This is a genomic window from Streptomyces sp. NPDC058701, from assembly GCF_042715295.1.
GTDB lineage: Bacteria > Actinomycetota > Actinomycetes > Streptomycetales > Streptomycetaceae > Streptomyces.
The window spans coordinates 34,140-58,650 of record NZ_JBHXSY010000036.1; the positions used below are offsets into that span (position 1 = coordinate 34,140).

27 protein-coding genes are annotated in these 24,511 nt (G+C 73.8%); 9 read left to right on the plus strand and 18 right to left on the minus strand.

Annotation, left to right across the window (positions count from 1 at the left end; genetic code table 11):
* The first annotated feature begins 70 nt into the window (after nucleotides 1–70).
* Complete coding sequence (locus ACFWW8_RS29320; protein ID WP_386533251.1) at nucleotides 71–1,915, plus strand: phosphoenolpyruvate carboxykinase (GTP); 1,845 nt, start codon at nucleotides 71–73, stop codon at nucleotides 1,913–1,915.
* A gap of 73 nt (nucleotides 1,916–1,988) precedes the next feature.
* On the opposite strand, the gene ACFWW8_RS29325 is transcribed toward ACFWW8_RS29320, so the two are convergent.
* Genes ACFWW8_RS29325 through ACFWW8_RS29340 form a run of 4 tightly spaced genes read right to left on the minus strand, consistent with a single transcriptional unit; the run spans nucleotide 1,989 to nucleotide 6,511 of the window.
* Entirely contained in the window at nucleotides 1,989–2,594 is a 606-nt protein-coding gene (locus ACFWW8_RS29325) for a hypothetical protein (RefSeq protein WP_386533254.1), read from the minus strand.
* The gene (locus ACFWW8_RS29330; protein ID WP_386533256.1) at nucleotides 2,581–4,236 is read right to left on the minus strand and encodes a substrate-binding domain-containing protein; all 1,656 of its coding nucleotides are present in this window, start codon (nucleotides 4,234–4,236) and stop codon (nucleotides 2,581–2,583) included. Before ACFWW8_RS29330 ends, ACFWW8_RS29325 begins: the two co-directional genes overlap by 14 nt.
* Nucleotides 4,233–5,417: a toxic anion resistance protein gene (locus ACFWW8_RS29335; RefSeq protein WP_386533366.1), complete on the minus strand. Its 1,185-nt coding sequence runs from the start codon at nucleotides 5,415–5,417 to the stop codon at nucleotides 4,233–4,235. The genes ACFWW8_RS29330 and ACFWW8_RS29335 overlap by 4 nt, the downstream gene beginning before the upstream one ends.
* A gap of 2 nt (nucleotides 5,418–5,419) precedes the next feature.
* Nucleotides 5,420–6,511 (minus strand): hypothetical protein, encoded by a 1,092-nt coding sequence (locus tag ACFWW8_RS29340; RefSeq protein WP_386533259.1) that lies wholly within the window; start codon nucleotides 6,509–6,511, stop codon nucleotides 5,420–5,422.
* 143 nt (nucleotides 6,512–6,654) lie between these two features.
* Here ACFWW8_RS29340 and ACFWW8_RS29345 point away from each other — a divergent pair, with 143 nt between their 5' ends.
* Entirely contained in the window at nucleotides 6,655–7,101 is a 447-nt protein-coding gene (locus ACFWW8_RS29345) for a hypothetical protein (RefSeq protein ID WP_386533261.1), read from the plus strand.
* 163 nt (nucleotides 7,102–7,264) lie between these two features.
* On the opposite strand, the gene ACFWW8_RS29350 is transcribed toward ACFWW8_RS29345, so the two are convergent.
* The 4 genes from ACFWW8_RS29350 to ACFWW8_RS29365 form a co-directional block, all read right to left on the minus strand.
* A complete protein-coding gene (locus ACFWW8_RS29350; protein ID WP_386533264.1) occupies nucleotides 7,265–7,657 on the minus strand; it encodes a hypothetical protein in 393 nt (130 codons plus the stop codon).
* Between the two features lie 143 nt (nucleotides 7,658–7,800).
* Entirely contained in the window at nucleotides 7,801–9,012 is a 1,212-nt protein-coding gene (locus ACFWW8_RS29355; RefSeq protein ID WP_351273347.1) for a pyridoxal phosphate-dependent aminotransferase, read from the minus strand.
* A 252-nt stretch (nucleotides 9,013–9,264) separates the two neighbouring features.
* Nucleotides 9,265–9,816 (minus strand): dihydrofolate reductase family protein, encoded by a 552-nt coding sequence (locus ACFWW8_RS29360; RefSeq protein WP_386533267.1) that lies wholly within the window; start codon nucleotides 9,814–9,816, stop codon nucleotides 9,265–9,267.
* A complete protein-coding gene (locus tag ACFWW8_RS29365) occupies nucleotides 9,813–10,412 on the minus strand; it encodes a TetR/AcrR family transcriptional regulator (RefSeq protein WP_386533270.1) in 600 nt (199 codons plus the stop codon). The genes ACFWW8_RS29360 and ACFWW8_RS29365 overlap by 4 nt, the downstream gene beginning before the upstream one ends.
* Before the next feature lie 257 nt (nucleotides 10,413–10,669).
* Between ACFWW8_RS29365 and ACFWW8_RS29370 the strand changes: the two genes are divergently transcribed.
* On the plus strand, nucleotides 10,670–11,236 hold the full coding sequence (locus ACFWW8_RS29370; protein WP_386533273.1) for a GNAT family N-acetyltransferase: 567 nt from the start codon (nucleotides 10,670–10,672) through the stop codon (nucleotides 11,234–11,236).
* Here ACFWW8_RS29370 and ACFWW8_RS29375 read toward each other — a convergent pair.
* The 3 genes from ACFWW8_RS29375 to ACFWW8_RS29385 all read right to left on the minus strand — a co-directional run bounded on the left by ACFWW8_RS29375 (nucleotide 11,194) and on the right by ACFWW8_RS29385 (nucleotide 12,683).
* Nucleotides 11,194–11,574 (minus strand): DUF6083 domain-containing protein, encoded by a 381-nt coding sequence (locus tag ACFWW8_RS29375; RefSeq protein WP_386533275.1) that lies wholly within the window; start codon nucleotides 11,572–11,574, stop codon nucleotides 11,194–11,196. The two genes, ACFWW8_RS29370 and ACFWW8_RS29375, sit on opposite strands and share 43 nt — an antisense overlap.
* A gap of 63 nt (nucleotides 11,575–11,637) precedes the next feature.
* Nucleotides 11,638–11,892, minus strand: a complete 255-nt coding sequence (locus ACFWW8_RS29380; RefSeq protein WP_386533278.1) for a DUF397 domain-containing protein — start codon at nucleotides 11,890–11,892, stop codon at nucleotides 11,638–11,640.
* Nucleotides 11,889–12,683, minus strand: a complete 795-nt coding sequence (locus tag ACFWW8_RS29385; RefSeq protein WP_386533280.1) for a Scr1 family TA system antitoxin-like transcriptional regulator — start codon at nucleotides 12,681–12,683, stop codon at nucleotides 11,889–11,891. The genes ACFWW8_RS29380 and ACFWW8_RS29385 overlap by 4 nt, the downstream gene beginning before the upstream one ends.
* Before the next feature lie 104 nt (nucleotides 12,684–12,787).
* Between ACFWW8_RS29385 and ACFWW8_RS29390 the strand changes: the two genes are divergently transcribed.
* Nucleotides 12,788–13,279 (plus strand): ATP-binding protein, encoded by a 492-nt coding sequence (locus ACFWW8_RS29390; protein WP_386533283.1) that lies wholly within the window; start codon nucleotides 12,788–12,790, stop codon nucleotides 13,277–13,279.
* Here the strand turns inward: ACFWW8_RS29390 and ACFWW8_RS29395 are convergent.
* On the minus strand, nucleotides 13,200–13,838 hold the full coding sequence (locus ACFWW8_RS29395) for a hypothetical protein (RefSeq protein WP_386533286.1): 639 nt from the start codon (nucleotides 13,836–13,838) through the stop codon (nucleotides 13,200–13,202). The two genes, ACFWW8_RS29390 and ACFWW8_RS29395, sit on opposite strands and share 80 nt — an antisense overlap.
* 83 nt (nucleotides 13,839–13,921) lie before the next feature.
* Nucleotides 13,922–14,368, minus strand: a complete 447-nt coding sequence (locus tag ACFWW8_RS29400) for a nitroreductase family deazaflavin-dependent oxidoreductase (RefSeq protein ID WP_386533289.1) — start codon at nucleotides 14,366–14,368, stop codon at nucleotides 13,922–13,924.
* Between the two features lie 107 nt (nucleotides 14,369–14,475).
* Between ACFWW8_RS29400 and ACFWW8_RS29405 the strand changes: the two genes are divergently transcribed.
* Both ACFWW8_RS29405 and ACFWW8_RS29410 read left to right on the plus strand, forming a co-directional pair.
* Nucleotides 14,476–15,432 carry a LysR family transcriptional regulator gene (locus ACFWW8_RS29405; protein ID WP_386533292.1) on the plus strand — a complete coding sequence of 319 codons (957 nt, stop codon included), beginning with the start codon at nucleotides 14,476–14,478 and terminating at the stop codon, nucleotides 15,430–15,432.
* Nucleotides 15,433–15,449: 17 nt separating this feature from the next.
* Nucleotides 15,450–16,085: a TOPRIM nucleotidyl transferase/hydrolase domain-containing protein gene (locus tag ACFWW8_RS29410; RefSeq protein WP_386533294.1), complete on the plus strand. Its 636-nt coding sequence runs from the start codon at nucleotides 15,450–15,452 to the stop codon at nucleotides 16,083–16,085.
* 118 nt (nucleotides 16,086–16,203) lie between these two features.
* Here ACFWW8_RS29410 and ACFWW8_RS29415 read toward each other — a convergent pair whose 3' ends face one another.
* Entirely contained in the window at nucleotides 16,204–17,070 is an 867-nt protein-coding gene (locus ACFWW8_RS29415) for a helix-turn-helix domain-containing protein (RefSeq protein ID WP_386533297.1), read from the minus strand.
* Between the two features lie 221 nt (nucleotides 17,071–17,291).
* Nucleotides 17,292–17,477, minus strand: coding sequence for a hypothetical protein (locus ACFWW8_RS29420; protein WP_386533300.1), 186 nt, complete (start codon nucleotides 17,475–17,477; stop codon nucleotides 17,292–17,294).
* 188 nt (nucleotides 17,478–17,665) lie between these two features.
* On the opposite strand from ACFWW8_RS29420, the gene ACFWW8_RS29425 reads away from it, so the two are divergent.
* On the plus strand, nucleotides 17,666–19,048 hold the full coding sequence (locus ACFWW8_RS29425; RefSeq protein WP_386533302.1) for a carbohydrate-binding protein: 1,383 nt from the start codon (nucleotides 17,666–17,668) through the stop codon (nucleotides 19,046–19,048).
* Nucleotides 19,049–19,184: 136 nt separating this feature from the next.
* Here ACFWW8_RS29425 and ACFWW8_RS29430 read toward each other — a convergent pair whose 3' ends face one another.
* Genes ACFWW8_RS29430 through ACFWW8_RS29440 form a run of 3 tightly spaced genes read right to left on the minus strand, consistent with a single transcriptional unit; the run spans nucleotide 19,185 to nucleotide 23,097 of the window.
* Nucleotides 19,185–20,192, minus strand: a complete 1,008-nt coding sequence (locus ACFWW8_RS29430) for a YdcF family protein (protein ID WP_386533304.1) — start codon at nucleotides 20,190–20,192, stop codon at nucleotides 19,185–19,187.
* Nucleotides 20,193–20,197: 5 nt separating this feature from the next.
* On the minus strand, nucleotides 20,198–21,799 hold the full coding sequence (locus tag ACFWW8_RS29435) for an amidohydrolase family protein (protein ID WP_386533306.1): 1,602 nt from the start codon (nucleotides 21,797–21,799) through the stop codon (nucleotides 20,198–20,200).
* 11 nt (nucleotides 21,800–21,810) lie between these two features.
* Nucleotides 21,811–23,097 (minus strand): alanine racemase, encoded by a 1,287-nt coding sequence (locus ACFWW8_RS29440; protein WP_386533309.1) that lies wholly within the window; start codon nucleotides 23,095–23,097, stop codon nucleotides 21,811–21,813.
* Between the two features lie 208 nt (nucleotides 23,098–23,305).
* Between ACFWW8_RS29440 and ACFWW8_RS29445 the strand changes: the two genes are divergently transcribed.
* Both ACFWW8_RS29445 and ACFWW8_RS29450 read left to right on the plus strand, forming a co-directional pair.
* Nucleotides 23,306–24,073, plus strand: a complete 768-nt coding sequence (locus ACFWW8_RS29445) for an IclR family transcriptional regulator (protein ID WP_386533311.1) — start codon at nucleotides 23,306–23,308, stop codon at nucleotides 24,071–24,073.
* Entirely contained in the window at nucleotides 24,070–24,489 is a 420-nt protein-coding gene (locus tag ACFWW8_RS29450) for a RidA family protein (protein WP_386533314.1), read from the plus strand. Before ACFWW8_RS29445 ends, ACFWW8_RS29450 begins: the two co-directional genes overlap by 4 nt.
* Nucleotides 24,490–24,511: the final 22 nt, after the last annotated feature.

A 24,511-nucleotide genomic window follows, 5' to 3' on the forward strand; every position in this document is an offset into this window, starting at 1 on the left:
GAGCGCGAAGCGTCCGGGTCGCAGCCCCCACGGGGCAAACACCAAACAAACCCCTCAACAAGGAGCAATCGTGGCGCGCGACAACGCGGCTCCCACCATCCCGACGACCCACCAGGGACTGATCTCCTGGGTGGACGAGATCGCTGCCCTCACCCAGCCGGACCGCGTCGTCTGGTGCGACGGCTCCGAGGCCGAGTACGAGCGCCTGTGCGAGGAGCTCGTCGCCCAGGGCACGTTCAAGAAGCTCGACGAGGCGAAGCGCCCGAACTCCTACTACGCCGCCTCCGACCCCTCCGACGTCGCGCGCGTCGAGGACCGGACCTTCATCTGCTCCGAGAAGGAGGAGGACGCGGGCCCCACGAACCACTGGAAGGCCCCGGCCGAGATGAAGGCCGTCTTCACCGGGGAAGGGGAGGGCTCCTCCGGCGAGCAGGGCATCTTCCGCGGCTCGATGAAGGGCCGGACGCTGTACGTCGTCCCGTTCTGCATGGGCCCCCTCGGCTCCGAGCTCTCCGCGATCGGCGTCGAGATCACCGACTCCGCCTACGTCGCGGTCGCCATGCGCACCATGACCCGCATGGGCAAGGCCGTCCTGGACGAGCTCGGCACCGACGGCTTCTTCGTCAAGGCCGTGCACACCCTGGGCGCCCCGCTCGCCGAGGGCCAGGCCGACGTCCCGTGGCCGTGCAACACCACCAAGTACATCTCGCACTTCCCGGAGACCCGCGAGATCTGGTCCTACGGTTCCGGCTACGGCGGCAACGCCCTGCTCGGCAAGAAGTGCTACGCCCTGCGCATCGCGTCCGTCATGGCGCGCGACGAGGGCTGGCTCGCCGAGCACATGCTCATCCTCAAGCTGACCCCGCCGCAGGGCGAAGCGAAGTACATCGCCGCCGCCTTCCCCTCCGCCTGCGGCAAGACGAACCTCGCCATGCTGGAGCCCACGATCCCCGGCTGGACCGTCGAGACCGTCGGCGACGACATCGCCTGGATGCGCTTCGGTGAGGACGGCCGCCTCTACGCGATCAACCCCGAGGCCGGCTTCTTCGGCGTCGCGCCCGGCACCGGCGAGCACACCAACGCCAACGCCATGAAGACGATGTACGCCAACACCGTCTTCACCAACGTCGCGCTCACCCCGGACGGCTCCGACGTCTGGTGGGAGGGCATGACCGAGGAGGCCCCGGCCGAGCTCGTCGACTGGAAGGGCAACCGCTGGACCCCGGAGTCCGAGACCCCGGCGGCCCACCCCAACGCCCGCTTCGCCGTCCCGGCCTCCCAGTGCCCGACGATCGCACCCGAGTGGGAGGACCCCAAGGGCGTCCCGATCTCCGCGATCCTCTTCGGCGGCCGCCGCGCCTCCGCCGTCCCGCTGGTCACCGAGTCCTTCGACTGGAACCACGGCGTCTTCATCGGCTCGAACATCGCCTCCGAGAAGACCGCCGCCGCCGAGGGCAAGGTCGGCGAGCTGCGCCGCGACCCCTTCGCCATGCTGCCGTTCTGCGGCTACAACATGGGCGACTACATGGGGCACTGGGTCAAGGTCGGCGCTGACAAGGACCAGTCCAAGCTCCCGAAGATCTACTACGTGAACTGGTTCCGCAAGAACGACGCGGGGAAGTTCGTGTGGCCCGGCTTCGGCGAGAACAGCCGCGTCCTGAAGTGGATCGTCGAGCGCCTCGACGGCACCGCCGAGGGCGTCGAGACCCCCATCGGCATCCTGCCGACGGTCGCGTCCCTCGACACCGACGGCCTGGACCTGCCCGCCGCCGACCTGGAGTTCCTCCTCACGGTCGACAAGGAGATCTGGCGCGACGAGGCCGCACTGGTCCCCGAGCACCTCAACACCTACGGCGACCACACCCCCAAGGAGCTGTGGGACCAGTACCACGCGCTCGTCGAGCGCCTGGGCTGAGCGCCCGCCCCGCAACCGGGGCCATGAACGTGGGAACCCCCGACCAAGCGGTTCCCGCCGCCGCACCCGCCGATCAGGAGCGACCCCGGTCCTCCAGGTAGGTCGTGTGCGTTTGCTGACGGCGGACCTCCACCTCGTGGAGGTCCGCCGTTACGCGTTCCGCCTCCGCGACGAGCACCGACAGCTGCCGCTCCAGGTGCCGTTCCGGGGACTCGCCGCCCGGCGACAGCCGAGTCCACCACCGCGTCCGGTGGTAGGTGTCCACGCATTCCGGGACGTCCGTGCGGACCGCCCGCGCCAGCGCGTGCGCCGCCTCCGGATCGGCGGCCAGCACGTCCGCCGCCCACCGCGGGTCGAGCAGCGCCGCATACAGCTCCAGCAGCCCGGCCAGCGCCTCGCCCGCCGCGCGCGGCAGCTCCACCTCCGCCAGGTACTCCCGCAGCCGGCCGAGGTCCTCCCGTACGACGCCCAGCTGTTCGGCCGGGTCCGGGACCGCGGGCGGGGCGACCCGCTCGGGCGGGGCGATCAGCGCGCCCGCCCCGTACAGCCCGGCTACGACCAGCGGCCAGTACGGGCCGGCGGCGCCGGCCAGGGCGAGGCCGACCCCCGCGACCCCGCAGGCCGAGCCCGCCAGGTTCTTCTTCGACTCCAGGTAGCGGAGCGCCCTACTGGTAGCCACGGATCTCCTCGAAGGCCCCGTCCAGCGAGCCGGTGCCGTCCGTGGCGTCGAAGAGCCGCCCGCCGGTCAGCTCGGTGATGTGGGCGAGCTCCGCACGGTCCGAGTCGCCGAACAGCACGGCGAAGACCGGCGTCCGCTTCCCGGCCTCGGGCAGTGCGGCGTAGAAGGCGTCGAAGTCCTTCGCCTTGTCCCCGCTGCGCCCGTCCGTCATCAGCACGATCGAGGTGAACGCGTCCGCGTTCCCCCGCCCCAGGTGCTGGTACGCCGCCTTCAGGCTGCCGTACACGGCCGTGCCCCCCGCCGGCTCCAGCCCCCGTACGTCCGCCCGGATCGCGTCCAGGGAGGCTCCCGGGTCGCCCGGCTCCACGACGTGCGTCAGCACCTTCTTCACCTTGTCGCCGAACGGCAGCAGCGTCACCTCCTCACGGTCCCGGAACCGCTGGCCGGGCCCCGAACTCCCGCTGCCCGTCAGCTCCGTGAGCGCCGCCTTCAGCCGCCCGATCCGGTCCTCCTCGGCCATCGAACCCGAGGTGTCCAGCACGTACACCGTCCGCGAGGGCCGCCGCAGCTCGTTCTCGTAGCTCGCCAGCAGCCCGTCGGCCACCGACCGCGACCCGGGGAACGGCAGCTCCCGCCGCTTCTCCGCGTCCAGGCCCACCGCCGGAGCCACCCCGGCCGCCACCGGCCGCCGCAGCGTCCGCTCGGTGATCGCCTGCTGCGCCTCGGGGCCGCGCAGCCACTCCGTCAGCGCCCGCCCCGACTCGCGGGCGCCGGCGGGGGCCGCGGTCAGCAGCGTCAGCGGGTAGTGGGCGGTGACCACGCCGTCGCGCGGCCGGACCACCGTCAGACCGGCCTGCGCGTCCCGGTTCGCGGACAGCAGCACCGACTCGTAGTTGACCAGCGCGTCCACGTCCCCGCGCTTCGCGTACGCCGTGGCGAGCCAGCCGGAGGAGCCCGAGGTCAGCTTCTGCCCGGCGAAGAACTCCTTCAGCCGCGGCGCGGCCGCCTTCACGTCCGCGTCGGTCAGCGCGGACTGCGCCCCCGACAGGCCGGAGGCCACCGACACCAGCGCGGAGAAGCCGGAGTTGGAGCGCACCGGGTCGGTCATCCCGTACGTCAGCTTGCCCGCGGCCACCGCCTCGTGGACCGCCGACCACGTGACGTCGCCGGGCTGCCAGCCGAGCCGGGCCAGCGCCTGCGGCTTCACGCCGAGGGCGACGGGCGAGGACATCACGGGGGTCTCGTTGGCGAGCTTCCCGGCCGCCTCGGGGCGCAGCCGCAGGTAGTCGTTGGAGGAGAGCCAGATCGCGTCGTACGCCGCGTCCGCCTTCCCCGAGGCGACCTGCTCGGCGGCGTCGAGCGTCCCGGACCAGGTCAGCTTCACCGTGACGCCGGTGGCCTTCTTCGCCCGGTCGAGCACCGGCTGCATGTCGGCCAGCTCGCTGGAGGCCAGGACCCGCAGGGTGCCCTCCTTGTAGGCGGTGGGCTTCGACCCGCCGGGCCCTTCGGCGCCGCCGGGCCCGGCGGGGGAGGAGGAGGTGCAGGCGCTCGCCGCCACGAGGGCGACCAGCGCGAGGAGGCGGGCGAGCGGGGCCGCCGCCCGGCCGCCGCGGAGCCGGCCGCCCGGCCGCAGCGGGTTCATCGCGCACCGCCGTCGAGGGCGTCCGCGGTGCGGGTGCGCGCGAGACGGGCGGAGGCCTGCCGCAGTTCGCCCGCCAGGGACTCCACGGTGGCCGCCATGTTCTCGGTGGCCTGCACCTTGAAGGAGTCGATCGCGTCGAGCGTCGTGTAGATCTGAGCGAACGCCGCGCGCAGCGTCTCCGCGCCCACCGCCGGATCGGCCGCGATCCGCTGGATCTCGCCACTCTGCGTCGACAGCATCTCGGCATTGCCCCGGATCAGATCCTCGGTGGTGCCCTTCAACGCGTTGACCTGGTCGATCACCTGGCGCTGGCGGTCGAGCGCCGAGGCCAGCATCACCGCGATCCGCAGCGCGGACACGGTGGTCGTCGCGGCCCGGTCGACGCCCTTGACCAGCTCCTCGTTGGTGCGGCGGACCAGGTCCATCGCGAGGTAGCCCTGCGCGCAGACCGCCAGCTGCGTCAGCAGGTCCTGGTGCTTCTGCCGGACCGGGAAGAGGACGTCCGCGCGCAGGGCGTCGGCCTGCCGCGGGTCGGCCGCCTCCGCCTCGGCGATCCGCCGGACGACGGCCGCGTCCAGGGCCTCGGTGAGGACCGCGTACTCCTGGAGCCGGCCCATGGTCTCCCACAGGCGGGCCCGTTCGGTGTGCAGGGCGGCGTTGTCGCGGCGCAGTTCGTCCTGGCCGCCGCGGAGCGCGCCCACGATCGCGTGGAGGGTGGCCTGCGAGGAGGCGTACCGGGCGACGTGGTCGCGGAACCGGTTGCCGCCGGGCAGCTTCGCGAGGAGCCGCCGCGCCCCCTTGACGGGCGCGTCCCGCGGGTCGAGGTCCTCGACGGTGCGCCGCAGTTCGACGAGGGAGCCGGCCACGCGGGCCTGGGCGTCGCCGCCCGCTCCGGAGGAGCCCAGCGAGCGTACGGTGCGCTCCAGCATCCGGTTGGACTGCTGGGCGGCGGAGCGGACGTCGGCGGAGCCGAGCCCGGCGATCTCGCCGATCCGCTCCGCGAACTCGGGAGAGCGGGCGTCGATCCCGGCGAGCGACCCGACGTACTCCTCGGCCCGGCGGGCCATCTCCTCACGGACGCCGTCCTGGAGCGGGACGAGTCCGGAGGCCTGCTCCCGGTGCACGGGGGCGACGGGCTCGGGCGCGGTGAGGACCAGTGGGGCGTCCTCGGGTGGTGTCAGTGTCACGGTGTGTCCCCCTGGCCCTTGGCGCGCGCGGCCAGCGCCATCAGGTTCTTGACGGTCGGGGTGCCGACCTGGCGGATGCCGGTCAGCCCCGGGTTGAGGTAGTCGGTGTGCTGCGCGGTGGCCGCGGTGAACGCGGGCACGCCGTCCTGCGGGCGGAAGCCGTGGCGCAGGGCCAGGTCGCGCAGGCCGGGATCGGTGGCGAGGAGGGTGCCGAGGTCCCGGGCGGCGTCGCTGATCGGCACGAAGGTGTGCGCGGTGTTGACGGTGGTGTCCGGGTAGAGCACGACCATGTCCTGGGGCTGCTGGCCTTGCAGGAGCATGGCCGCGACCTGGGACTCGTACACGAGGATGAGCGGTTCGCCGCTGCCGCTGATGAAGGCCCGGAACGGGGCGTCGGTGCTGGGCTCCAGGGCTCCCTGGACGGAGATCAGCTTGTGCATCAGGGGCGCGGTGCGGTCGATGGCGGCGTCGTCGGCGACGAGGTTGCCGCCGTTCGCCACGGTGGAGGCGGCGGCGAGGAAGAGCGCGCCGGAGTTCGACGTGGCCGGGTCGGTGGTCTTGACGAACACCGTGCCGGTCAGCTCGGCGTGGGCGGCGGCGCCGGTCAGCTGCTGCCAGGTGCGGTCCTCGCCGGCGGCCTTGAGGAAGGGGCCCATGAGGAGGGTCCCGGAGTTCTTGCCGGTCCGCTTGGCGAGGCCGCCCGCGGTGAGGACCTCGGCGGCGTTGGCGCGGGCGATGACGACGAGCGGGGAGTAGAAGGGCTTCGCCTCCTGGGCGCCCTTCACGCCCGCCGCGGCCGCGATCTCCCTGGCCGGTTCGCTGCTGCTGGGGAAGGCGAAGTCGTAGTCCTCGAGGGCGAGTTGGTCCATCGCCCAGGAGCCGGAGGTTTCGGCCTTCACGGTGTAGCCCTGTGCGGCGAGGGCTTTGACGACGCCGGGGTCACGGAAGAACTCGGACTTCTCCGACCCGATGACGCCGCGCACGGTCTTCGTTGCCGTGGGTTCTGGGTCCTGCCCCCTGGCGAGGACGACGGCTGCCACGCCGCCGATCAGGAGGAGGCCCAGGAGGATTCCTAGGATGCGTCTCACGAGTGCAGCGTGCTCGCGGAAACCCACATTCCACGGCGGGTTGAATGAACGTCAGGTGTCCAGGCGGTCCCACTTCGAAATGCTGTGTGGGCCCGTGGGTGCTGGTGGGAGGGGCGGCGGCCCGGGAGGATCGTCGCATGGGCGTGAGCGCATCGAAGTGGCAGGGCTGGCTGGTCGGGCTGGTGACGCTGGCCGGGCTGCTGGTGTTCGCCCCGCTGACGCTGTACGTGTGGGCCAGCGGCGGGGGGCCGCCCGCGGCGCCGCCGCCGCGGGCCGCCCTGGAGGACGTACGGGTCACCGGGTGCCGAATCGATCCGGCAAGCCGCCGGGTGGTGGCCGCGGTGGAGGCGGCGGGCCGGGTCGAGGGGCCGGGCGCGTACGTGGTGACGGTGGAGTTCCGCGACTCCGCGCGGGGGCGGCCGGGCGGGCGCACGGCCCGGTCCCTGGTCCGGATCCCGGGGGTGGCCCCGGCGGCGACGGAACACGCGGAGGCCCTGGGCCCGGTCTGGCCACCGGGGTCGACCCCGTGGTGCGGGCCCGCGGAGGCCACCTTCACCCCGGACCCGCCACCCACCCCGACGGCTCCCTGAGAGGGGCGAGCGGGGCGAGGGGCGTAGCCGCGCGGCCGCACCGGGGGCCGCGGCTACCGGCCCGGGGGTCATGTGCCGTATCAGCGGCGGGTGTCACCGCGAGGCGGACCCGCGGGGTGTGTGGCGCCCGGTCCGGAGCCTCCGCGGCCCCGGACCGGGGCCGTCAGTGGGCGCCGGCCAGGTCCATGGAGTCCAGGGCGGCGGCGTGGGCGTCCATGCGCTCGGCGGCGAGGATCGCGGCCGTGGTGTCGGCGCGGGACGCGGCGACGAGCAGGGCGCGGGCGGCGAGGTCGTGGGCCCGCTGGTGCAGGGCGGCGGCGGTGTCCGGGACCCCGTGCAGGGCGGCGCGGGCCGGCTGGGCTCCGCGCAGTCGCTCCACCTGGCCGGCGATGCGGGCGGCGGCATCGTCGAGACCGAGCTCGTCCGTCACGGCGAGGAGGGCGGAGAGGTGGCCGGCGAGCTGGATGTCCAGCGCCTCGTTGCGGCTGCTCCGCGGGTATCCGGCGCGGTTGCCGCCCACGCGGACGACCGACTTGGTGCGGCTCGGTTCGTACATGAGGACGCCTCCTGCGTGAGTCAGGAGACCAGCCTACATTGGAACGCGTCTAAAGTTGAGTTCGATCCTGACATGTGGGCACGCCCCGTGCGGGACCGGCCGGACCGGGCTCCCGCCCGGCCCCGCCGCCCGGCCGGGTCCGCCTATGGCTGGCTGTATCCGTCCAGGAAGTTCCCGATGCGCGTCACGGCGTCCGCCAGGTCCTTCGCGTTCGGCAGCGTCACGATGCGGAAGTGGTCCGGGTCGGGCCAGTTGAAGCCCGTACCGTGCACGACCATGATCTTCTCGGCCCGCAGCAGGTCCAGGACCATCTGCCGGTCGTCCTTGATCTTGTAGACGGACGGGTCCAGGCGCGGGAACGCGTACAGCGCGCCCTTCGGCTTCACGCAGGTGACGCCCGGGATCTGCGTCAGCAGGTCGTACGCGACGTTGCGCTGCTCCAGGATGCGGCCGCCCGGCAGGACCAGGTCCTCGATCGACTGCCGGCCGCCCAGCGCGGTGGCCACGGCGTGCTGCGAGGGCATGTTCGCGCACAGCCGCATGTTCGCCAGGATCGTGAGGCCCTCGATGTACGAGGCGGCGTGCTTCTTCGGGCCGCAGACCGCCATCCAGCCGGACCGGAACCCGGCGACGCGGTAGTTCTTCGAGAGCCCGTTGAAGGTGAGCGTCAGCAGGTCGGGCGCGATCGCGGCGGTGTTGGTGTGCGTGGTGCCGTCGTAGAGGATCCGGTCGTAGATCTCGTCCGAGCAGACGATCAGGTTGTGGCGGCGCGCGATGTCCGTGAGCCCGCGCAGCATCTCGTCGTCGTAGACGGCGCCGGTCGGGTTGTTCGGATTGATGATCACGATCGCGCGGGTGCGGTCGGTGACCTTGCGCTCGATGTCGGCGAGGTCCGGCATCCAGTCGGACTGCTCGTCGCAGCGGTAGTGCACGGCCGTGCCGCCCGCGAGGGAGACCGAGGCCGTCCACAGCGGGTAGTCCGGCGCCGGGACCAGTACCTCGTCGCCGTCGTCGAGCAGCGCCTGCATCGACATCTGGATCAGCTCGGAGACGCCGTTGCCGAGGTAGACGTCCTCGACGTCCAGCGCGATGCCCTTGGTCTGGTAGTGCTGCATGACCGCGCGGCGCGCCGAGAGCAGCCCCTTCGCGTCCCCGTACCCGTGGGCCGTGCCCAGGTTGCGGAGCATGTCCTCAAGGATCTCCGGCGGGCACTCGAAGCCGAAGGCCGCGGGGTTGCCGGTGTTGAGCTTGAGGATGCGATGACCTGCCGCTTCGAGCCGCATCGCCTCTTCGAGGACGGGTCCGCGGATCTCGTAGCAGACATTGGCGAGTTTCGTTGACTGGATCACCTGCATGACGGGAGCTTACGGGGCCCCGGTGCGGCCTGTCCCCGGCATTCCGAGGGAAGGCCGGAGGGTGAAATGTACCGTTTCGGGCAATGGGTGGGTCGGGGTGAGGTCCACCCTTGGAATCCGGGGTCGGGTCCACGTCCCGGCCTGCGGAATGGGTGGGGCCGGGAGGTGCGCCGCGCAGCGTGTTGCGCTCGTCACCTCCGCCCGCCCGGCGCCCCCGTCGGATCGGCCCCGTGACCCCGCGGGTCCGGGGACTCAGAGGGCGTACGTGGCCTGGGTGAAGCCCCCGCCCAGGGTCCGCGCGGAGCGCAGCGTGAGCGCGATGTCCCGTCCGCCGAGCTCCCCGAACAAGGGGACTCCGGACCCGATCAGGACGGGCGCGGTGGTGATCGTCAGCTCGTCCAGCAGGCCCTCCCGCAGGAAGGTCCGTACGAGCCGGCCGCCGTCCACGTAGACGCTGCGGGCGCCCGCGGCGGTCAGGGCGTCCAGCAGCGCGTCCAGGGAGCGGTGGACGGTGATCCGCGGGTCGTCGCCGGTCAGCGTCGCGCTCAGGACCATCACCCGCTTGCCCTCGAACGGCCAGAACCCGAAGGTCAGCACCTTCTCGTAGGTCCTGCGGCCCATCGCGAGCGTGTCGATCCCGGCCATGAACGCGTCGTAGCCGGTGTCCCCGGCCTCCTCGCCGCGCGTGGTGAGCCAGTCGATGTCGCCGTCCTCGCGGGCGATGAAGCCGTCCAGGCTGACGCCGAGGGTGACGGCCGTACGGAAAGTGCGCCGCCGGGCGTTCACGGTGCGTGCGGTGCTCACGGTGTGTCCTCTCGTCGGTAGGGGGCGAGGGCCGCGTCGAGCGCGGCGCCCCGGCGCCCCGCGAAGGTGCCCTCGCGGTCCACGGCCCACAGCAGCCCGGCCCCGGCGACGGCCGCCTGGACCGCGGGGGCCAGTCGGGCCGGATCGGTGCCCGGGCGCAGCTCGCCGGCGGCCGCGGCCTCGTCCAGCAGGGTGCGTACGGCCGCCGCCTCGGCCTGCTGCGAGGCCAGGGCGAGGCGCCGGAACTCCGGGTCCGCGAGGTCGGCGCACAGGAACGCCAGGTGGTGCGCGTACTCCTCCGCGGTCGTCACCCCGTCCCAGGACCCGGCGGTCAGGGCCGCCAGCGCGGCCAGCGGCGAGGAGTGCTCGGCCCGGACCCGCGCCGGCAGCTCCGCGAGCTCCCGTACGCCGTGCTCGGCGACGGCCAGCAGCAGACCGCGCTTGGACCCGAACCGCTGCGAGAGCGTCCCCGGCACCAGCCCGACCTCGTCCGCGACCGTCCCGAGCGTCAGCCGCGCGGGCCCGGTCCGGCCCATGACCCGCACGGCGGCGCGCAGGATCGCCGCGTCGTCGATGCCGCGGGGGCGTCCGGCCACGGTCCTCACCTCGCTGCCTGGGGCAGATTAATAAATGACTGGCCATTCATTAAAGCGGGCCGGTGTCTCCCGCGTAACGGGCCCGGCTCGCAACGGCGCGTCGAACCCCTCGTCACCGGCGCGATGTGCGCACGCGACGTGGACGTCACCGTCTACGACCACCCGTGAGCCCGGCCCGGACGTCCCGTTGAGCCAGTTGGCCGGAGCGTGCGGTGAGGTGTCCCGGCAAGCGCCCGGCGAGGGGCAGTATCGGCCGCATGCGCTACCGACACGCCACCGAAGCCGACGCACCGGCCATGGCCGCGCTCTTCGCCGCCAACCACCACGACGCCCTGACGGAGGAGCAGCGCCGCACCAGGGGCTTCGTACAGGGCGCGTTCGACGAAGAGGCGCTGCGCGCCATGGCCCGGGCCGGCGAACTGCTGGTCGCGGACGACGCGGGCCGGGTGGCCGGGCTCCTCGCCCTCTCGACGGCGGCGGACCTCCCGGACCCGCCCCCGCCGGTGCGCGCGCTCCTCGACGCCCAGGACGTACTGCGCTGGCAGGACCGCCCGCTCCGCCGGGTGCGCTGGCTGCTGTACGGCCCCGTGGTGGTCGACGCCGCCTTCCGGGGCCGGGGCGTGGCCCGCGGCCTGTTCACGATGGCCGTCGCGGTGGCGGCGCAGGCGCGCGCCGAGGTCGTCGTCGCCTTCATCGAGGCGGGCAACGCGCCGTCCTGGCGGGTCCACGTCGACGGCTTCGGCATGACCCCGCTCGGCGACTACGACGCCGGGGGCCGCACCTACAGCGCCGTCGCGGCCGCCGCCGGGGAGCCGGCGGCCTGAGCGCACACGTCGAAGTGGCTGACCCGGCAGATGTCCGAGGGGACCGCCCGGCCCAGGTTGAGGGCGGTGCCGTCGCCCGCGATGCGCCACCGCTTGCCCTCCGGTACGAGGTGGCAGGGCGCCGCGCCGGGCTCGATCAGGACCCACCGGCCGTGCGCGGTCCGGTGCCAGTACGCGGCCTCGCCGCAGCGCCGGCACACGGCCGGGCGGCCCTCGCGCGCATCGGGCTGCCGCGGCCGGCCGATGGTCACGAGGGTGTCCGCCAGTACCTGCGCGAGCAGGAACGGCCCGTTCTCACTGCGCCGGACTTGGTCCAGCTCGCGGGTGTTCGTGTTCAACCGTCCCCCTTCCCCGCTCTGTTGGTAGCGGTTCAGGAAGCCGTCAGGCCACCGTTACGGTGATCAATCCCCCGAACGGGTGGCGACCCCGCCGAGGAACGCGCCCCAGGCATCCGCCGGCACGGAGAACCGGGGCCCGGCCGCACCGAGCTTGGAGTCCCGGACGTGGACGGTGTGGGCGCAGGCGGCGACCTCGACGCAGTCGCTACCTTGCGCGTCGCTGTACGTGGACTTGTGCCAATCAAGAGCGACTTCGATGCAGTTGCTGCCTTGCGCGTCGCTGTAGCTGGACTTGAACCACGTCAGATCGTTCCTCATAGCTCCTCCGCGACTCTCTTGATGAACTCCGCCGACTCCGCAGCGCTGAGGGCGTTCATGCGGATCATGCCATGCGTCTGGGTGAGGGCGCTGACCTTGTCAGGGGTGCAGTACATCGCGCTGGTCTCCTGGCCTTCAGCCCAAGCCCACAGCTTGTGTTCGGGTGTTTCCAGAAGGACGACCGGGCCGTGGAGCGCTGCTCCGCAGGCATGGCCGGTGGGCAGGACCTGGACGAATACGTTGCGCAATTCGTTCAGTTTCAGGAGCAGGTCCATCTGTCGGCGCATGAGCTCTGCGCCGCCCACCTGCGTGCGCAACGCACCCTCCGCGATGATGAAGCTGTAGAGCGTCTTGATGCGGCGGGCCATGGCCTCCTGACGCTGCAAGCGCTTCCCGACGCGTTCCTCGATTGTCTCGGCGTCCATGGGCGGAGTGGCGTCGTTCATCAACGCCAGCATGTATTCCTTGCTCTGGAGCAGACCCGGGATGAGCAGCGGTTCGTAGTTGTTGAAGGCCAGGCACTCCGCCTCCGCCGCCATGAACTCCTCGGATCGTTTCGGGAACGGCTCCGGCTTCATGTACTCGGCCGCCGCCACCAGTTTGCCGCCCGCCCCGAACAGTTGATCCGCCGCCCGGAGCAGCTGCATCGTCGGGCGTCTGCGGCCCAGTTCCATCGACTTGACCGTCTCCGGGTCGTAGTTCGCCTCCTCCGCCAGCTCCTCCCGGCTCTTGCCCGCTTCGGTGCGCCACAGCCTGACCTGGTTGCCGCCGTACCGCCATGCCTCGGTCATCGGTCCCTCCCCCCTTCTGCCACCGGTACCGCGCGTGTACAAACGACCCCCGTCTACGCGCTGTTGCTCGCCCGGCCCCTACCCCGGCCGCCACCGTATGGACCATGGATCACCCCATCGAGTGGCGCTATCCCCGCGCGCCCATCAGCGTCCCCCGCGCCCGTGCCCGCCTCGCCGCCCAGGCCCGGGAGTGGAAGCTGCCGGACGAGACCGCCGAGACGGCCGTCCTGCTGCTCAGCGAGCTGATGGCCAATGCCTGCCGGCACGCCCGCGTCCCCGGCCGGGAGATCCGGGTGCGGTGCCGGTTCGACGGGGAGCGGCTGCGGGTGGAGGTGCTGGACGCCGATCGGGCGCTGCCCGTCCCGCGGGAGCCCCGGCCGCTGGCGGAGTCCGGGCGGGGGCTGGGGATCGTGGCGGCGCTGGCGGAGGGCTGGGGGGCGTACCCGAGGGAGTGCGGGATCGGGAAGGCGGTGTGGTTCGAGCTCGCCGTGCCGCCGGACGGTGACGTGAGCCCCCCTAGGACCGGCCCCGGCCGGCGCGGCGCCGCCAGGCCGTTCCCGTCGCCGAGGCCGCGAAGGCCGGCAGCAGGACCGTGATCAGCGCGGGCAGCCAGCCGGGGACCAGGTCCCGCGTGCCGAGCGGGCCCGAGCAGGTCGTCTGCGGCGGGAACGCCGTCCGCGCGGCGGTCTCCGAGGGCCGGCACGACAGGACCGGCGGGGAGGTCAGCGCGTACGCCACCACCACCAGTGCTCCCGAGACGGCGGTCAGGACGCCGAAGCGGCGCCGCGACCCGGGGCGGCGCAGGTGCGCGAACTCCAGGGCGAACGCGCCGATCAGCAGCAGGAGCAGGACGGTCTGGAAGAACCACCACACGTACGCCAGGGCGCCGATCGCCGACAGCTCCGTACCGTCCGGGTACACGCAGGTGTCGTCGTACGGGAAGACCGTGCCCTCCACGCGGAATTCGCCGCCGGGGCCGATCATGCCGTGCGAGCAGCGTTCGACGTGCTCCGAGACCTCGGTGACCAGGACGGTCAGCAGCCACAGCGGGACCATGACCGCGAGGACCGTGGCGAAGGCGAACCACGCCCCGCCGGGGGACGGGAGCGCGGTCCAGGCCCGTATGCGGCCGCGGGCCGTTTCGGTGGCGTACATGGCAGGAGCCTAGGGGGTGTCGTCGAAGTCGTTCCGGCGGGAGCGAGTTCGACGACACCCCCGGGGGCTCCGGGCCGCTGCGGTCAGAACGGTCGCAGGACGACCAGGGGGATCTCCCGGTCGGTGGCCGCCTGGTCCTCCTCGTACGCGGGCCACAGGCCCGTCATCAGGTACCAGTACGTCTCCCGCTCCGCGGGCCCGGCGGTGTGGGCCGTGGCCCGGCGCAGGGTCGCGCCGGCCTGGAAGCGGACCTCGGGGTGCGCGGTGAGGTTGCGGTACCAGGCGGGGTGGTGCGGGGCGCCGTAGCCCGAGGCCACCAGGATGATGCGGCCCGCGTCCTCGCCGTAGACCAGCGGGGTGCGGACGGCGCGGCCGGTGGCGCGGCCGACCGTGGTGAGGAGGAGCGTGTGGACGCCGTGCCAGAGGTGGCCGTCGGTGCCGACGGAGGCGACGTACGCGCGTACGTGGTCGAGCTGCGGGCCCGGTCGCGGGTCCACGGGGTGGTCCCAGTCGACGTCGAGTGCGTGCATTCACCTGTCCTTAGGGTCGTGGCCCCCGGGCGGCTAACGAGCATGCGCCGATTCTGGATGCGGTCGACCCGTAGCGCCCGCCCACTGGTCTGAACCAAGCTCGTGGCATGGACCTGGAGCTGAGGCACCTCAAGATCGTCAGGGCCGTGGCGGACGCCGGCAGCCTGACGCGGGCCGCCACCGCGCTGGGGATCGCGCAGCCCGCTCTCAGCACGCAGCTGAAGCGGATCGAACGGGCACTGGGCGGGGCGCTGTTCGTGCGCGGCCGGGAGGGCGTACGGGTCACCCCGCTCGGGGAACTGGTGCTGGACCGGGCCCGCGTCGTGCTGCCCGCGGTGTGCGAACTCCAGGAGGAGGCGGTGCGGTTCGCCCGGCAGGGGGCGGACGGGTACCGGCTCGGCGGGACGCACGGACCGCTGCTCGGCGGGCTCGTGGACCGGCTGGCCCGCGAGGAGCCCGGGGTGCCGGTGACCACGTACACCTCCTGGTCCGAGAAGGACGTCGCCGGGGGCGTCGCCGACGGGCGCCTGGACTTCGCGCTGGTCGGGGTCTGCGGGGAGAGCGCGCCGCCGGAGCCGGGGCGCCTGGCCTGGATGGAGGTGGCGCGGGACGCGGTGTACGTGATGCTCGCCGAGGACCATCCGCTGGCCGCCCGGCGGGAGATCGACCTGGCGGAACTGGCCGCCGAGGCCTGGACGGACGTGCCGGGCGACGGGTGCTTCGGGGACTGCTTCGCGGCGGCGTGCGTACGGGCCGGGTTCACGCCCGCGTGCGTCTACGAGACCGACACCGCCTCCTGCGTGCACCTCGTGCAGGTCGGGCGGGCGGTCGGGCTGTGCCGGGCCACCTTCCCGGTCACCCCGGGGGTGGTGGCCCGGCCGCTGGCCGGGACCCCGCTGGTGTGGCGGCACCTGCTGGGGTGGCACCCGGCGGCGCGGGCGGCGGGCCGGGCCGCGGACGTACTGGAGCGCGCCCGGGCCGCGCACGCGCAGGCCCTCGCCGGCTCGGCCGGGGCGTCCGGGGCGTCCGGGGCGGGGGAAACTTCCGTGCCGTGGCGCCGCTGACCGGGCAGACTCGCCGCATGGCGGACACGACGGGCACGGCGGACACAGAGGCGTTCCGGAACGCGGTCGACGGCTGGGCGGCGGGCGGCCCCGGCGGGCCGGCGGGTGACCTCGCCGCGCGGCTGGGGGTGCGTACGGCGGTGCTGCTGGAGGGGCTGAGTGACCTCGCGGCCGTCGAGGCGCTGGCCGGGGCCCGGGGCCGGGACCTCGCCGCCGAAGGGGTGTGCGTGGTGTCGATGGGCGGGGCCATGAGCGTCGCCCGGTACGCCGGACTGCTCGGGCCGCCCGGCCTCGGCCTGCGCCTGACGGGCCTGTGCGACGCGGGCGAACAGGGCTTCTACGAAAGGGGCCTGGAGCGGGCCGGGGCGACGTACCGGGGCTTCTTCGTGTGCGCGGCCGACCTGGAGGACGAGCTGATCCGCGCGCTCGGCACGGACCGGGTCGAGGAGGTCATCGGGGGCGAGGGGGACCTCCGCGCCTGGCAGACCTTCCTGCGCCAGCCCGCGCAGCACGGCCGGTCCCGGCCGCAGCAACTGCGGCGCTTCCTCGGCACGAAGAAGGGCCGCAAGATCCGCTACGGCCGCCTGCTGGTCGAGGCCCTCGCCCCGGACCGGGTCCCGGCCCCGCTCGACGACCTCCTGGCGGAGCTCTGAACCTCTCCCGGCGCTCTGGCCTCCTCGCGGCCCTCTGACCTCGCGGGCCTGTGACCTCCCGGCGAGGCTCGCTGACCGGCTGACGCACGCCCGCCCACCCGCCGCCCCGGCCGTCGCGTCAGGCCTCCTCCCGCTCCACGGGGAGCCACAGTTCGGCGTCCGCCCGCGTCCCGTCCGGGGACAGGCGGGTGCGCAGGATCTCCGGGCCGGGCCGGCCGCGGTAGGGGTTCGAGGGGAACCACTGCGCGTACACGTCCCGCCAGAGGTACTGGAGGGCCTCCGGGACCGGACCCGAGGTGGTGAACACCGCCCAGGTGCCCGCCGCAACGGGCAGGACGGCCGTGCCCTCGGGGGCCGGGGCGGAGGTGATCACCCCGTGGTAGTAGTCGAGTTCGGTGCCCTCGGCGCGGCCGGGGTCCAGGTCGTCGCAGACCGCGACGGCGCCCCGCGGCTCCTGGTCGGAGAGCTCCTCCAGGCGCCGGCGGGCCTCCGGGTCGAGACCGCGGACGAAGTCGATGATGCCCTGGTTGGGCCCGAGGTGGACCAGGGGGACCCGGGCCTTGAAGCCGACCACGGTGAAGTCCGGCCTGTCCACGACGCGGTACTGCATGCTGCTGTTCCCTTCGACGGTGAGACGGAAGGTCAACCGCGGCTGCGAGACGAGCGCGCAGCCCGTGCGGCGCGCCTCGCCGGGCCCGACGCCGTGCACGGCGCGGAACGCCCGCGCGAACGCCTCGCCCGAGCCGTAGCCGTAGCGCACCGCGATGTCCAGCAGCGGATCCCGCCCGGCGAGCACGTCCGCCCCCGCGACGGTGAGACGCCGGCGCCGGACGTACTCCGACAGCGGCATGCCCGCCAGCGCCGAGAACATCCGGCGCAGGTGGTACTCCGAGGTGGCCGCGGTGCGCGCCAGGGCCGCCACGTCGACGGACCCCGCGAGGTCGCCCTCGATCTGTTCCACGGCGCGGTTCAGTCGCTCCAGCACGTCCGGTTCCCTTCGTTCCTTGTGCTCACCACGCTAGGCGGGCGGCGACCCGCCGGACCCGACATCCTGTGCCCGTTCCGGTCGGGTGCGGGCGGCGTTCCCGTCGGGTGCGGGCGGCGTTCCCGTGGGGTGCGCGCGGCGGGCGGCCCGGCGGGCGCATGCGAGAGCCCCGGCCCGGGGGCGACCCGGGCCGGGGCTGTCTTCAGCATCCGCGCCGAGCGCTACGGCAGGTAGCGCTCGATGACCGCCGGACCCTCCTTCTCGATCATCTGGCGTGCCTTCTCGAGCCGCTCCGGAGTCGGCTCCATCCCGCGCACCATCACGAGGTCTTCCGGGTCGTACGGCCGCTCACCGCCCGAGAAGAGCCGGTCGGGCTGCTGGGGCTGCTGATCCGCTGCACTGTCCATCGCGTACCTCCTCCGATGCCCCCTGGGGCCATCCTGCGGCGCCCGCCCCATGAACGCACCCCGGGGCGGGCCTCCCCCGGCGGCCCGCCCCGGGCATACCGCCGGGGGAGGGGTCAACCGACAGCTCCCGCAGGGTGGTTCGGATTTCTACGGTTTCGGTTACCCCCACCGAACCGAGGAGATTCCCCATGCTCAAGCGACACGCCCGCGCGGCGTGTACCGCCCTGGCCGCCGCCGGGCTGCTGCTGGCCGCGGCGGGCGGCGCCACCGCCGGCCCCGCCCCCGCGACCGCGGCCCCCACCGCGGGCACCTCCGCCGCCGCCACCTCCGCCGCCGCCACCCTCCGTACCGCCGAAGCACCTTCCGAGCTGCTCGCCGCCCTGCGGCGGGACCTCGGCCTGACCCCCACGCAGGCCAAGGCCCGGCTCGCCCACGAGGCCGAGGCGGGGGCCACCGCCGCCCGGCTCCGGGACCGGCTCGGCGCCGCCTTCGCCGGGGCCTGGGTGGACGGCGCCGACGCCGCCACCCTCACCGTGGCCACCACCCGGGCCGCCGACGCCGCCGCGATACGGGCCACCGGGGCCCGGGCCGCCGTCGTCACCCGGACCCTGGCCGACCTGGACGCCGCCAAGGCGGTACTGGACCGGGCCGCCGACGCTTCCACCCCGGTCCGGTACGCCGACCCGCGCACGAACCGCCTGGTCGTCGAGGAGACCCGGGCGGGCGCCGCGGCCCGGCTGCTGGCCGCCACCGGCACCGACCCGGCCCTGGTCACCGTGGTCCGCACGGCCGAGGCCCCGCGGCCGCTGTACGACCTGCGCGGCGGCGACGCCTACTACATGAACGGCAGCGGGCGCTGCTCCGTCGGCTTCCCCGTCACCAAGGGCACGGTGAACGGCTTCGCCACCGCCGGACACTGCGGCCGCGCCGGCACCACGACCAGCGGCTTCAACCAGGTCGCCCAGGGGTCCTTCCAGGCCTCGGTCTTCCCCGGCAACGACATGGCCTGGGTCGCGACGAACGCCCAGTGGACCGCCACCCCGTACGTCAAGGGCAGCGGCGGCGCGAACGTGCAGGTCACCGGCTCGGTGCTGCAGCCCGTCGGAGCCTCCGTCTGCCGCTCCGGCTCGACCACCGGCTGGCACTGCGGAACGGTCCAGCAGCACAACACCAGCGTCACCTACCCCGAGGGCACCATCTCGGGCGTGACCCGCACGACGGTCTGCGCCGAGCCCGGCGACTCCGGCGGCTCCTACATCTCCGGCAGCCAGGCCCAGGGCGTCACCTCGGGCGGCTCCGGGAACTGCTCCAGCGGCGGCACCACCTTCTTCCAGCCGCTGAACCCGATCCTGTCCGCGTACGGCCTCACCCTCAAGACCACGGGCAGCGGCCCGGGGCCCGGCCCCGGTCCCGGCGACCCCGAGCCGGGCGGCACCTGGAAGGCGGGCACGGTCTACGCGACCGGCGCCTCCGTCACCCACGGCGGCGCGACCTACCGGTGCCTCCAGGGGCATCAGGCCCAGACGGGCTGGGAGCCGCCGGTCGTCCCCGCGCTCTGGCAGCGCGTCTGACCGGCGCTCCCCACCCGGGGACAGGGGGCGCCGTGGCTGCCAAGGGGGGAGTCACGGCGCCCCCGCCCGCGCGTCCGGGCCCCGGCGGAACGCAGGTCCGCCCGCCCGGGAGCGAGGTCCGCCCGGCCCCTGCGGGTCAGGAGGCGAACGTCGCCGCCACCCCGGCCGCGACCATCACCCCGCAGATGCCCAGGTTCACGGTCCGGTGCTCCCAGAACACCGCGACGAACTCGCGCAGGGTGGCGCTCGGCCAGAAGTACCGGGCCGTCGGCGATCCCACCACCTGGCCGTTGACGCCCGCCTTGCGGGCCATCATCGCGGCCCGGAAGGCGTGGAAGTTGTTGGTGACCACCACGCACCGGTAGCCGGGGTCGTCCGCGCTCATGAGCTCCCGGCTGAACTGCATGTTCTCCTCGGTCGTCGTCGACCGCTCCTCCAGCACGACGTGCTCCGCCGGGACGCCGTCCGCGATCAGCCAGTCCGCCATCGCCCGGGCCTCGGACACCTTCTCGTCGCTCCCCTTGCCGCCGGAGACCAGCAGCACCGGCGGGCGGCCGCCGCGGGCCAGCTGCGCCGCGTAGATCTGCCTGCCCTTGCGCAGCCGCGAGGCCAGCAGCGGCGGCACCTGGTCACCGCAGACCAGGCCCGAGCCGAGCATGACCACGTGGTCGACGTCGCCGCGGACCTTGATCCGGCCGTACAGGTAGGCGTAGCCGAGGAAGCACATGAAGATGAAGGAGACGTAGGCGGCCACCGCGCTGACGACCGCCGCGACGCCGGTCACCGCGGTCGAGTCGAAGGCCCCCGCGGCGGCCACCAGCGCGAGCACCGCGAAGATCCCCAGACCCGCCAGCATCGACAGCAGGTTGGGCAGGTAGGCGCCCTCCTTGCGGACCATGGTCACGCCGTTGGCGACGAGGAAGACGCCCAGCGCCAGGATGCCGAGGGCGGGCAGGCCGAACACCACCAGCAGGACGAGCAGCGCGGCCCAGCCGGGCAGCTCGTCCACCTGGAGGAGCAGGGCGGACGACAGGGTGATGAACGTCAGGCCGAGCAGGACGGCGTTGCGGAACCCGCGGCGGTCGTGGCGGGCACTGACGCAGAAGGAGAGGAAGAAGAGCGCGGCGAGGGTGAAGGCGACCATGCCGTTCATCGTAGGGGTCGGACGGGGGCCGGCGCGGGGCTGCGGCGTACCGACCGACCTGCGAGGACGTCCGTGCGGCGGCCCTCGTGGATCACCGGCCGTCCGTCGATGAACACGTACGGGATCCCGGTCGGCAGGACGCGCGGACGCTCGTACGTGGAACCGGCCGCGACCGTGGCCGGGTCGAAGAGGACGAGGTCCGCCCGGAAGCCCTCCCGGACCAGGCCCCGGTCGGGCAGCCGCAGCCGGGCCGCCGGGCGGCCGGCGAGGTGCGCGACGCACTCCTCCAGCGTCAGCACCCCCAGTTCGCGGACGTAGTGACCGAGGTAGTGCGGGAAGGTGCCGTAGGCGCGCGGGTGCGGCTTCGCGCCCTGGAGGATGCCGTCGGAGCCGCCCGTGTGGACCCGGTGGCGCATGATCGCCCGGACGTTGTCCTCGTGGCCGACGTGCTGGAGGATCGTCGGCGCGAGCCGGTCGTCCAGCAGCAGCCGCCGGGCGGTGTCCCAGCCGTCGACGCGCCGGCCGACGTGCGCGGCGGCGAGGGCCGGGTCCCCGACGCCCGAGATCTCGATCGTCGACCAGTCGACGGGCACCCCGTGACAGCCGTCGGCCCCCTCGACCTCCAGGGCGCGGCGGATCCGGGCGGCCACGGCGTCGTCGCGCAGCCGGGCCAGCACCGCCTCGGGGCCGCCCTCGTTCGCCCAGCTGGGCAGCAGGGCGACCAGGGTGGTGCAGCCGGGGGTGTACGGGTAGCTGTCGAGGGTGATGTCGCAGCCCCGGGCCAGGGCCGCGTCGAGGAGCGCGAGGAGTTCGGGGGCCCGGCCCTCGTTCTCGCCGAAGTTCATCGTGGCGTGCGCGAGGTGCAGCGCGCAGCCGGCCTCCCGGGTCAGCTCGACCATCTCGGCGTACGCGTCGAGGGCGCGGTGGCCGTAACTGCGGTGGTGCGGGCAGTAGTAGCCGCCGCGCCGCGCCACCACCCGGCACAGTTCGGTCAGTTCGGCGCCGTCGGCGTACATGCCGGGGGTGTAGGTGAGTCCGGAGGACATGCCGACCGCGCCCTGGGCCAGACCCTCGTCGACGAGCTCCCGCATCCGCTCCAGCTCGGCCGCGGTGGCCGGCCGGTCGTCCCAGCCGACGGCGTACGCGCGGACCGTGCCCTGGGGGACGAGGTACGCGGCGTTCACGGCGATCCCGCGGCCCCCGTGGGCGCGGTCGAGGCGGTCGAGGTAGCCGCCGACGGTGCGCCAGTCGAAGTCGACGTCGTCCCCCGGGCCGTTCCAGCCCGCGATGGCCGCCCGGACCCCGGCGAGGGTGCGGTCGTCGGCGGGCGCGTACGACAGGCCGTCCTGGCCCAGGACTTCGAGGGTGACGCCCTGGGCGGCCTTCGCACTGTGGTCCGGGTCGCGGAGCAGGGCCAGGTCGCTGTGGGCGTGCATGTCGACGAAGCCGGGGGCGAGGGCGAGGCCGTGGGCGTCGAGCGTGCGGCGTCCGCCGCCCGGGATCCGGCCGATCGCGGCGATCCGGCCCCCGTGCACGCCGACGTCGGCCGTGTACGAGGGCCCGCCCGTGCCGTCGACGACGCGGGCCCCCCGGATGACGAGGTCCACGGGGCCGCGGCCTAGAAGAAGGTGCGGACGTAGTCGGTGACCGTGCCGTCGGCCTCCACGACCGGGATCAGCGGCCACTTCTCGAAGATCGTGCACGGGTGGGACATGCCGAGCGCCACCCAGTCGCCGACCTCCAGGTCCCCGGCGGAGTCGGTCTCCAGCCAGGTGTGCTGGTCGGACAGCTTCACCACGCGGACCCCGGTCGCGGGCCGCTCGGTCCCGCCCCGCGCGTCGCGGACCAGCTCGGCCTCCGGCAGGCCCAGGTCGTAGGCGACGTCGCGCTTGCCGGCGTTGACGAACGCCTGCGTGGGGGAGGGGCGGGAGACCACCTGGGTCCACAGGCGGAACGCGGGACGCAGCCCGCCCTCCTCCGGGACCCGGTTGAAGGGCGTCAGACGGGTGTACCAGCCGTGGTCGTGGGAGACGTACGCGCCGGAGCGCAGCAGCTTCAGCACCGGGCGCGAGAGCGCGGGGAGCGCGGCGAAGACGTCGGCGACGGCGTCGAACCAGGCGGAGCCGCCGGCGCTGACGACGATCTCGTCCAGGTCCGCGGGGAACCGCCCGGCCTTGTCGAACTCGACGGCGAGGGAGGTCAGGCGGCGCAGGTAGGCGTGGACGGTGTCCCCGTCGGCGCCCGGGACCTCGGCCTCGTACCCGGCGACGCCGACGAGGCGCAGGGTGTCCGTGGCGGCCACGGCGTCGGCGACGGCGCGGCAGTCCTCGTCCGTGCGGGCGCCGGTACGGGCCCCCTCGCCGGCGCCGAGCTCCACGACCACGTCCACGACGGCCGGCTGCCCCTGGAGGGCGCGGTCCATCAGGTGCACCCCGCGCACGGAGTCGACGTAGCAGACGAAGCGGAAGGCGGGGTCGGCGGCGAGTTCGGCGGCGACCCAGCGCAGGGCGGCGGGGTCGACGAGCTCGTTGGCGAGGAAGATCCGCCGGATGCCGAAGGCGCGGTAGACGCGGGCCTGGTGGGGGACGGCGGCGGTGATGCCCCAGGCACCGTGGTCGAGCTGGCGGTGGAAGAGCTGCGGGGACATGCATGTCTTGCCGTGGGGCGCGAAGGCCAGCGCGTGCCGGGCGGCGTAGGTGCCCAGCGCCGTGAGGTTGCGCTCCAGCGCGTCGGCGTCGAGGGTCAGCACGGGGGTGGTGAACCCGCCGGTGTACAGATCGCGGCGCTGCGCGGCGAGCCCGCCCACGGTGAGGCCGGCGGCCTGGGCGTCCGGGGGGAGGCCCTTGAACCGGTGGTCCACCGGCTCGTCGGCGAGGTCCTTGACGGGGTCGCTGGCGCTGGCCATGCGGGTGCCTCCCGGTTACGTTGCGATGTGCGCAACGATCGTTGCGAATCGTGCTGCATGCTGTCTAACATCCCGCATGACGACGGGTCAACGTCCCGGGGCTCCGCCCCGGACCCCGCGCCTCGAACTCCCCCAGCTACCGCTGGGAGGTGCCCCTGGCGGGGCCGGGATGGGCGGGGCTTGTCGTGAACGTACGGGAAGGGGCCGCATGAGCCAGTCGGTGGAGAGGGCGCTCGGGATCCTGCCGTTGCTCGCGCGGGGACCCGCCGGGCTCGGTGCGGTGGCCGACGCGCTCGGCGTGCACAAGAGCACCGCCCTGCGGCTGCTGCGGACCCTGCACGCCCACGGGCTGGCCTACCGCCAGCCCGACGGCCGCTACCGCCTCGGCGCGAGCCTGTTCGCGCTGGCCGCCGAGGCCATCGAGAACCTCGACGTCCGCGAGATCGCCCACCCGCACCTGGTGGAGCTGAACCGGACCACCGGGCACACCGTCCACCTCGCCCTGCACCAGGACGACGAGGTCGTCTACATCGACAAGGTCGACAGCCGCTACCCGGTCCGCATGTACTCCCGCATCGGCAAGCCCGTCCCCCTCACGGTCGCCGCCGTCGCCAAGCTGCTGCTGGCCGACCTCCCCGAGGCCGAGCGGCGGGCGCTCGCGGACCGGATCGAGTACCCCCGCTACACCTCCCGCTCCACCCCCGACGCGCAGGCCTTCCTGCGCGAGCTGGACCTCGTACGGGAGCAGGGCTGGGCCACCGACCTCGGCGGCCACGAGGAGTCCATCAACTGCCTGGGGGCGCCCGTGTACGGGCCGGACGGGCGCGTCGTCGCCGCGCTGTCGGTGTCCGCGCCCGGCGTGGTGGTCGCCGCCGAGGCGCTCCTCGAACTGCGGCCCCTGGTCCTGCGCACCGCCGACACCATCAGCCAGGAGTACTCCGGCTCCGGCTCCGATCCGAACAGGGACCCCGCATGAGCGACACGACCGCCAAGACCGCCCTCACCCCGGGTACGCACACCACGCCGCCGGCGAGGTTCTCGCACGGCGTGCGCAAGGGCAACATCCTCCAGGTCGCCGGTCAGGTCGGCTTCCTCCCGCACGTCGACGGGCAGCCGCCGACGCCCGCGGGGCCGACCCTGCGCGAGCAGACCCTCCAGACGCTGGAGAACGTCCGCTCGGTCCTGGAGGCGGGCGGCGCCGACTGGGACGACGTGATGATGATCCGCGTCTACCTCACGGACACGGACCACTTCGCCGAGATGAACGGCATCTACAACGCCTACTTCGAGGAGCAGGGCCTGAAGGAGGCCCCCGCCGCCCGGACCACGGTCTACGTGGGCCTGCCGGCCGGGCTGCTCGTCGAGATCGACGCCCTGGCCGTCCTGGGCTGAGGACGCGCCCCGGCGGCGGCCG

What these genes read in the sequence shown, in the direction of transcription:
- ACFWW8_RS29430 (WP_386533304.1), bottom strand. Translation starts at nt 20,192, where the DNA reads ATGGTCGCCTTCACCCTCGCCGCGCTCTTCTTCCTCTCCTTCTGCGTC.
- ACFWW8_RS29355 (WP_351273347.1), bottom strand. Translation starts at nt 9,012, where the DNA reads ATGCAGGTGATCCAGTCAACGAAACTCGCCAATGTCTGCTACGAGATC.
- ACFWW8_RS29425 (WP_386533302.1), top strand. Translation starts at nt 17,666, where the DNA reads ATGCTCAAGCGACACGCCCGCGCGGCGTGTACCGCCCTGGCCGCCGCC.
- ACFWW8_RS29440 (WP_386533309.1), bottom strand. Translation starts at nt 23,097, where the DNA reads ATGGCCAGCGCCAGCGACCCCGTCAAGGACCTCGCCGACGAGCCGGTG.
- ACFWW8_RS29390 (WP_386533283.1), top strand. Translation starts at nt 12,788, where the DNA reads ATGGATCACCCCATCGAGTGGCGCTATCCCCGCGCGCCCATCAGCGTC.
- ACFWW8_RS29330 (WP_386533256.1), bottom strand. Translation starts at nt 4,236, where the DNA reads ATGAACCCGCTGCGGCCGGGCGGCCGGCTCCGCGGCGGCCGGGCGGCG.
- ACFWW8_RS29450 (WP_386533314.1), top strand. Translation starts at nt 24,070, where the DNA reads ATGAGCGACACGACCGCCAAGACCGCCCTCACCCCGGGTACGCACACC.
- ACFWW8_RS29350 (WP_386533264.1), bottom strand. Translation starts at nt 7,657, where the DNA reads ATGTACGAACCGAGCCGCACCAAGTCGGTCGTCCGCGTGGGCGGCAAC.
- ACFWW8_RS29405 (WP_386533292.1), top strand. Translation starts at nt 14,476, where the DNA reads ATGGACCTGGAGCTGAGGCACCTCAAGATCGTCAGGGCCGTGGCGGAC.
- ACFWW8_RS29400 (WP_386533289.1), bottom strand. Translation starts at nt 14,368, where the DNA reads ATGCACGCACTCGACGTCGACTGGGACCACCCCGTGGACCCGCGACCG.
- ACFWW8_RS29420 (WP_386533300.1), bottom strand. Translation starts at nt 17,477, where the DNA reads ATGGACAGTGCAGCGGATCAGCAGCCCCAGCAGCCCGACCGGCTCTTC.
- ACFWW8_RS29370 (WP_386533273.1), top strand. Translation starts at nt 10,670, where the DNA reads ATGCGCTACCGACACGCCACCGAAGCCGACGCACCGGCCATGGCCGCG.
- ACFWW8_RS29410 (WP_386533294.1), top strand. Translation starts at nt 15,450, where the DNA reads ATGGCGGACACGACGGGCACGGCGGACACAGAGGCGTTCCGGAACGCG.
- ACFWW8_RS29380 (WP_386533278.1), bottom strand. Translation starts at nt 11,892, where the DNA reads ATGAGGAACGATCTGACGTGGTTCAAGTCCAGCTACAGCGACGCGCAA.
- ACFWW8_RS29445 (WP_386533311.1), top strand. Translation starts at nt 23,306, where the DNA reads ATGAGCCAGTCGGTGGAGAGGGCGCTCGGGATCCTGCCGTTGCTCGCG.
- ACFWW8_RS29385 (WP_386533280.1), bottom strand. Translation starts at nt 12,683, where the DNA reads ATGACCGAGGCATGGCGGTACGGCGGCAACCAGGTCAGGCTGTGGCGC.
- ACFWW8_RS29395 (WP_386533286.1), bottom strand. Translation starts at nt 13,838, where the DNA reads ATGTACGCCACCGAAACGGCCCGCGGCCGCATACGGGCCTGGACCGCG.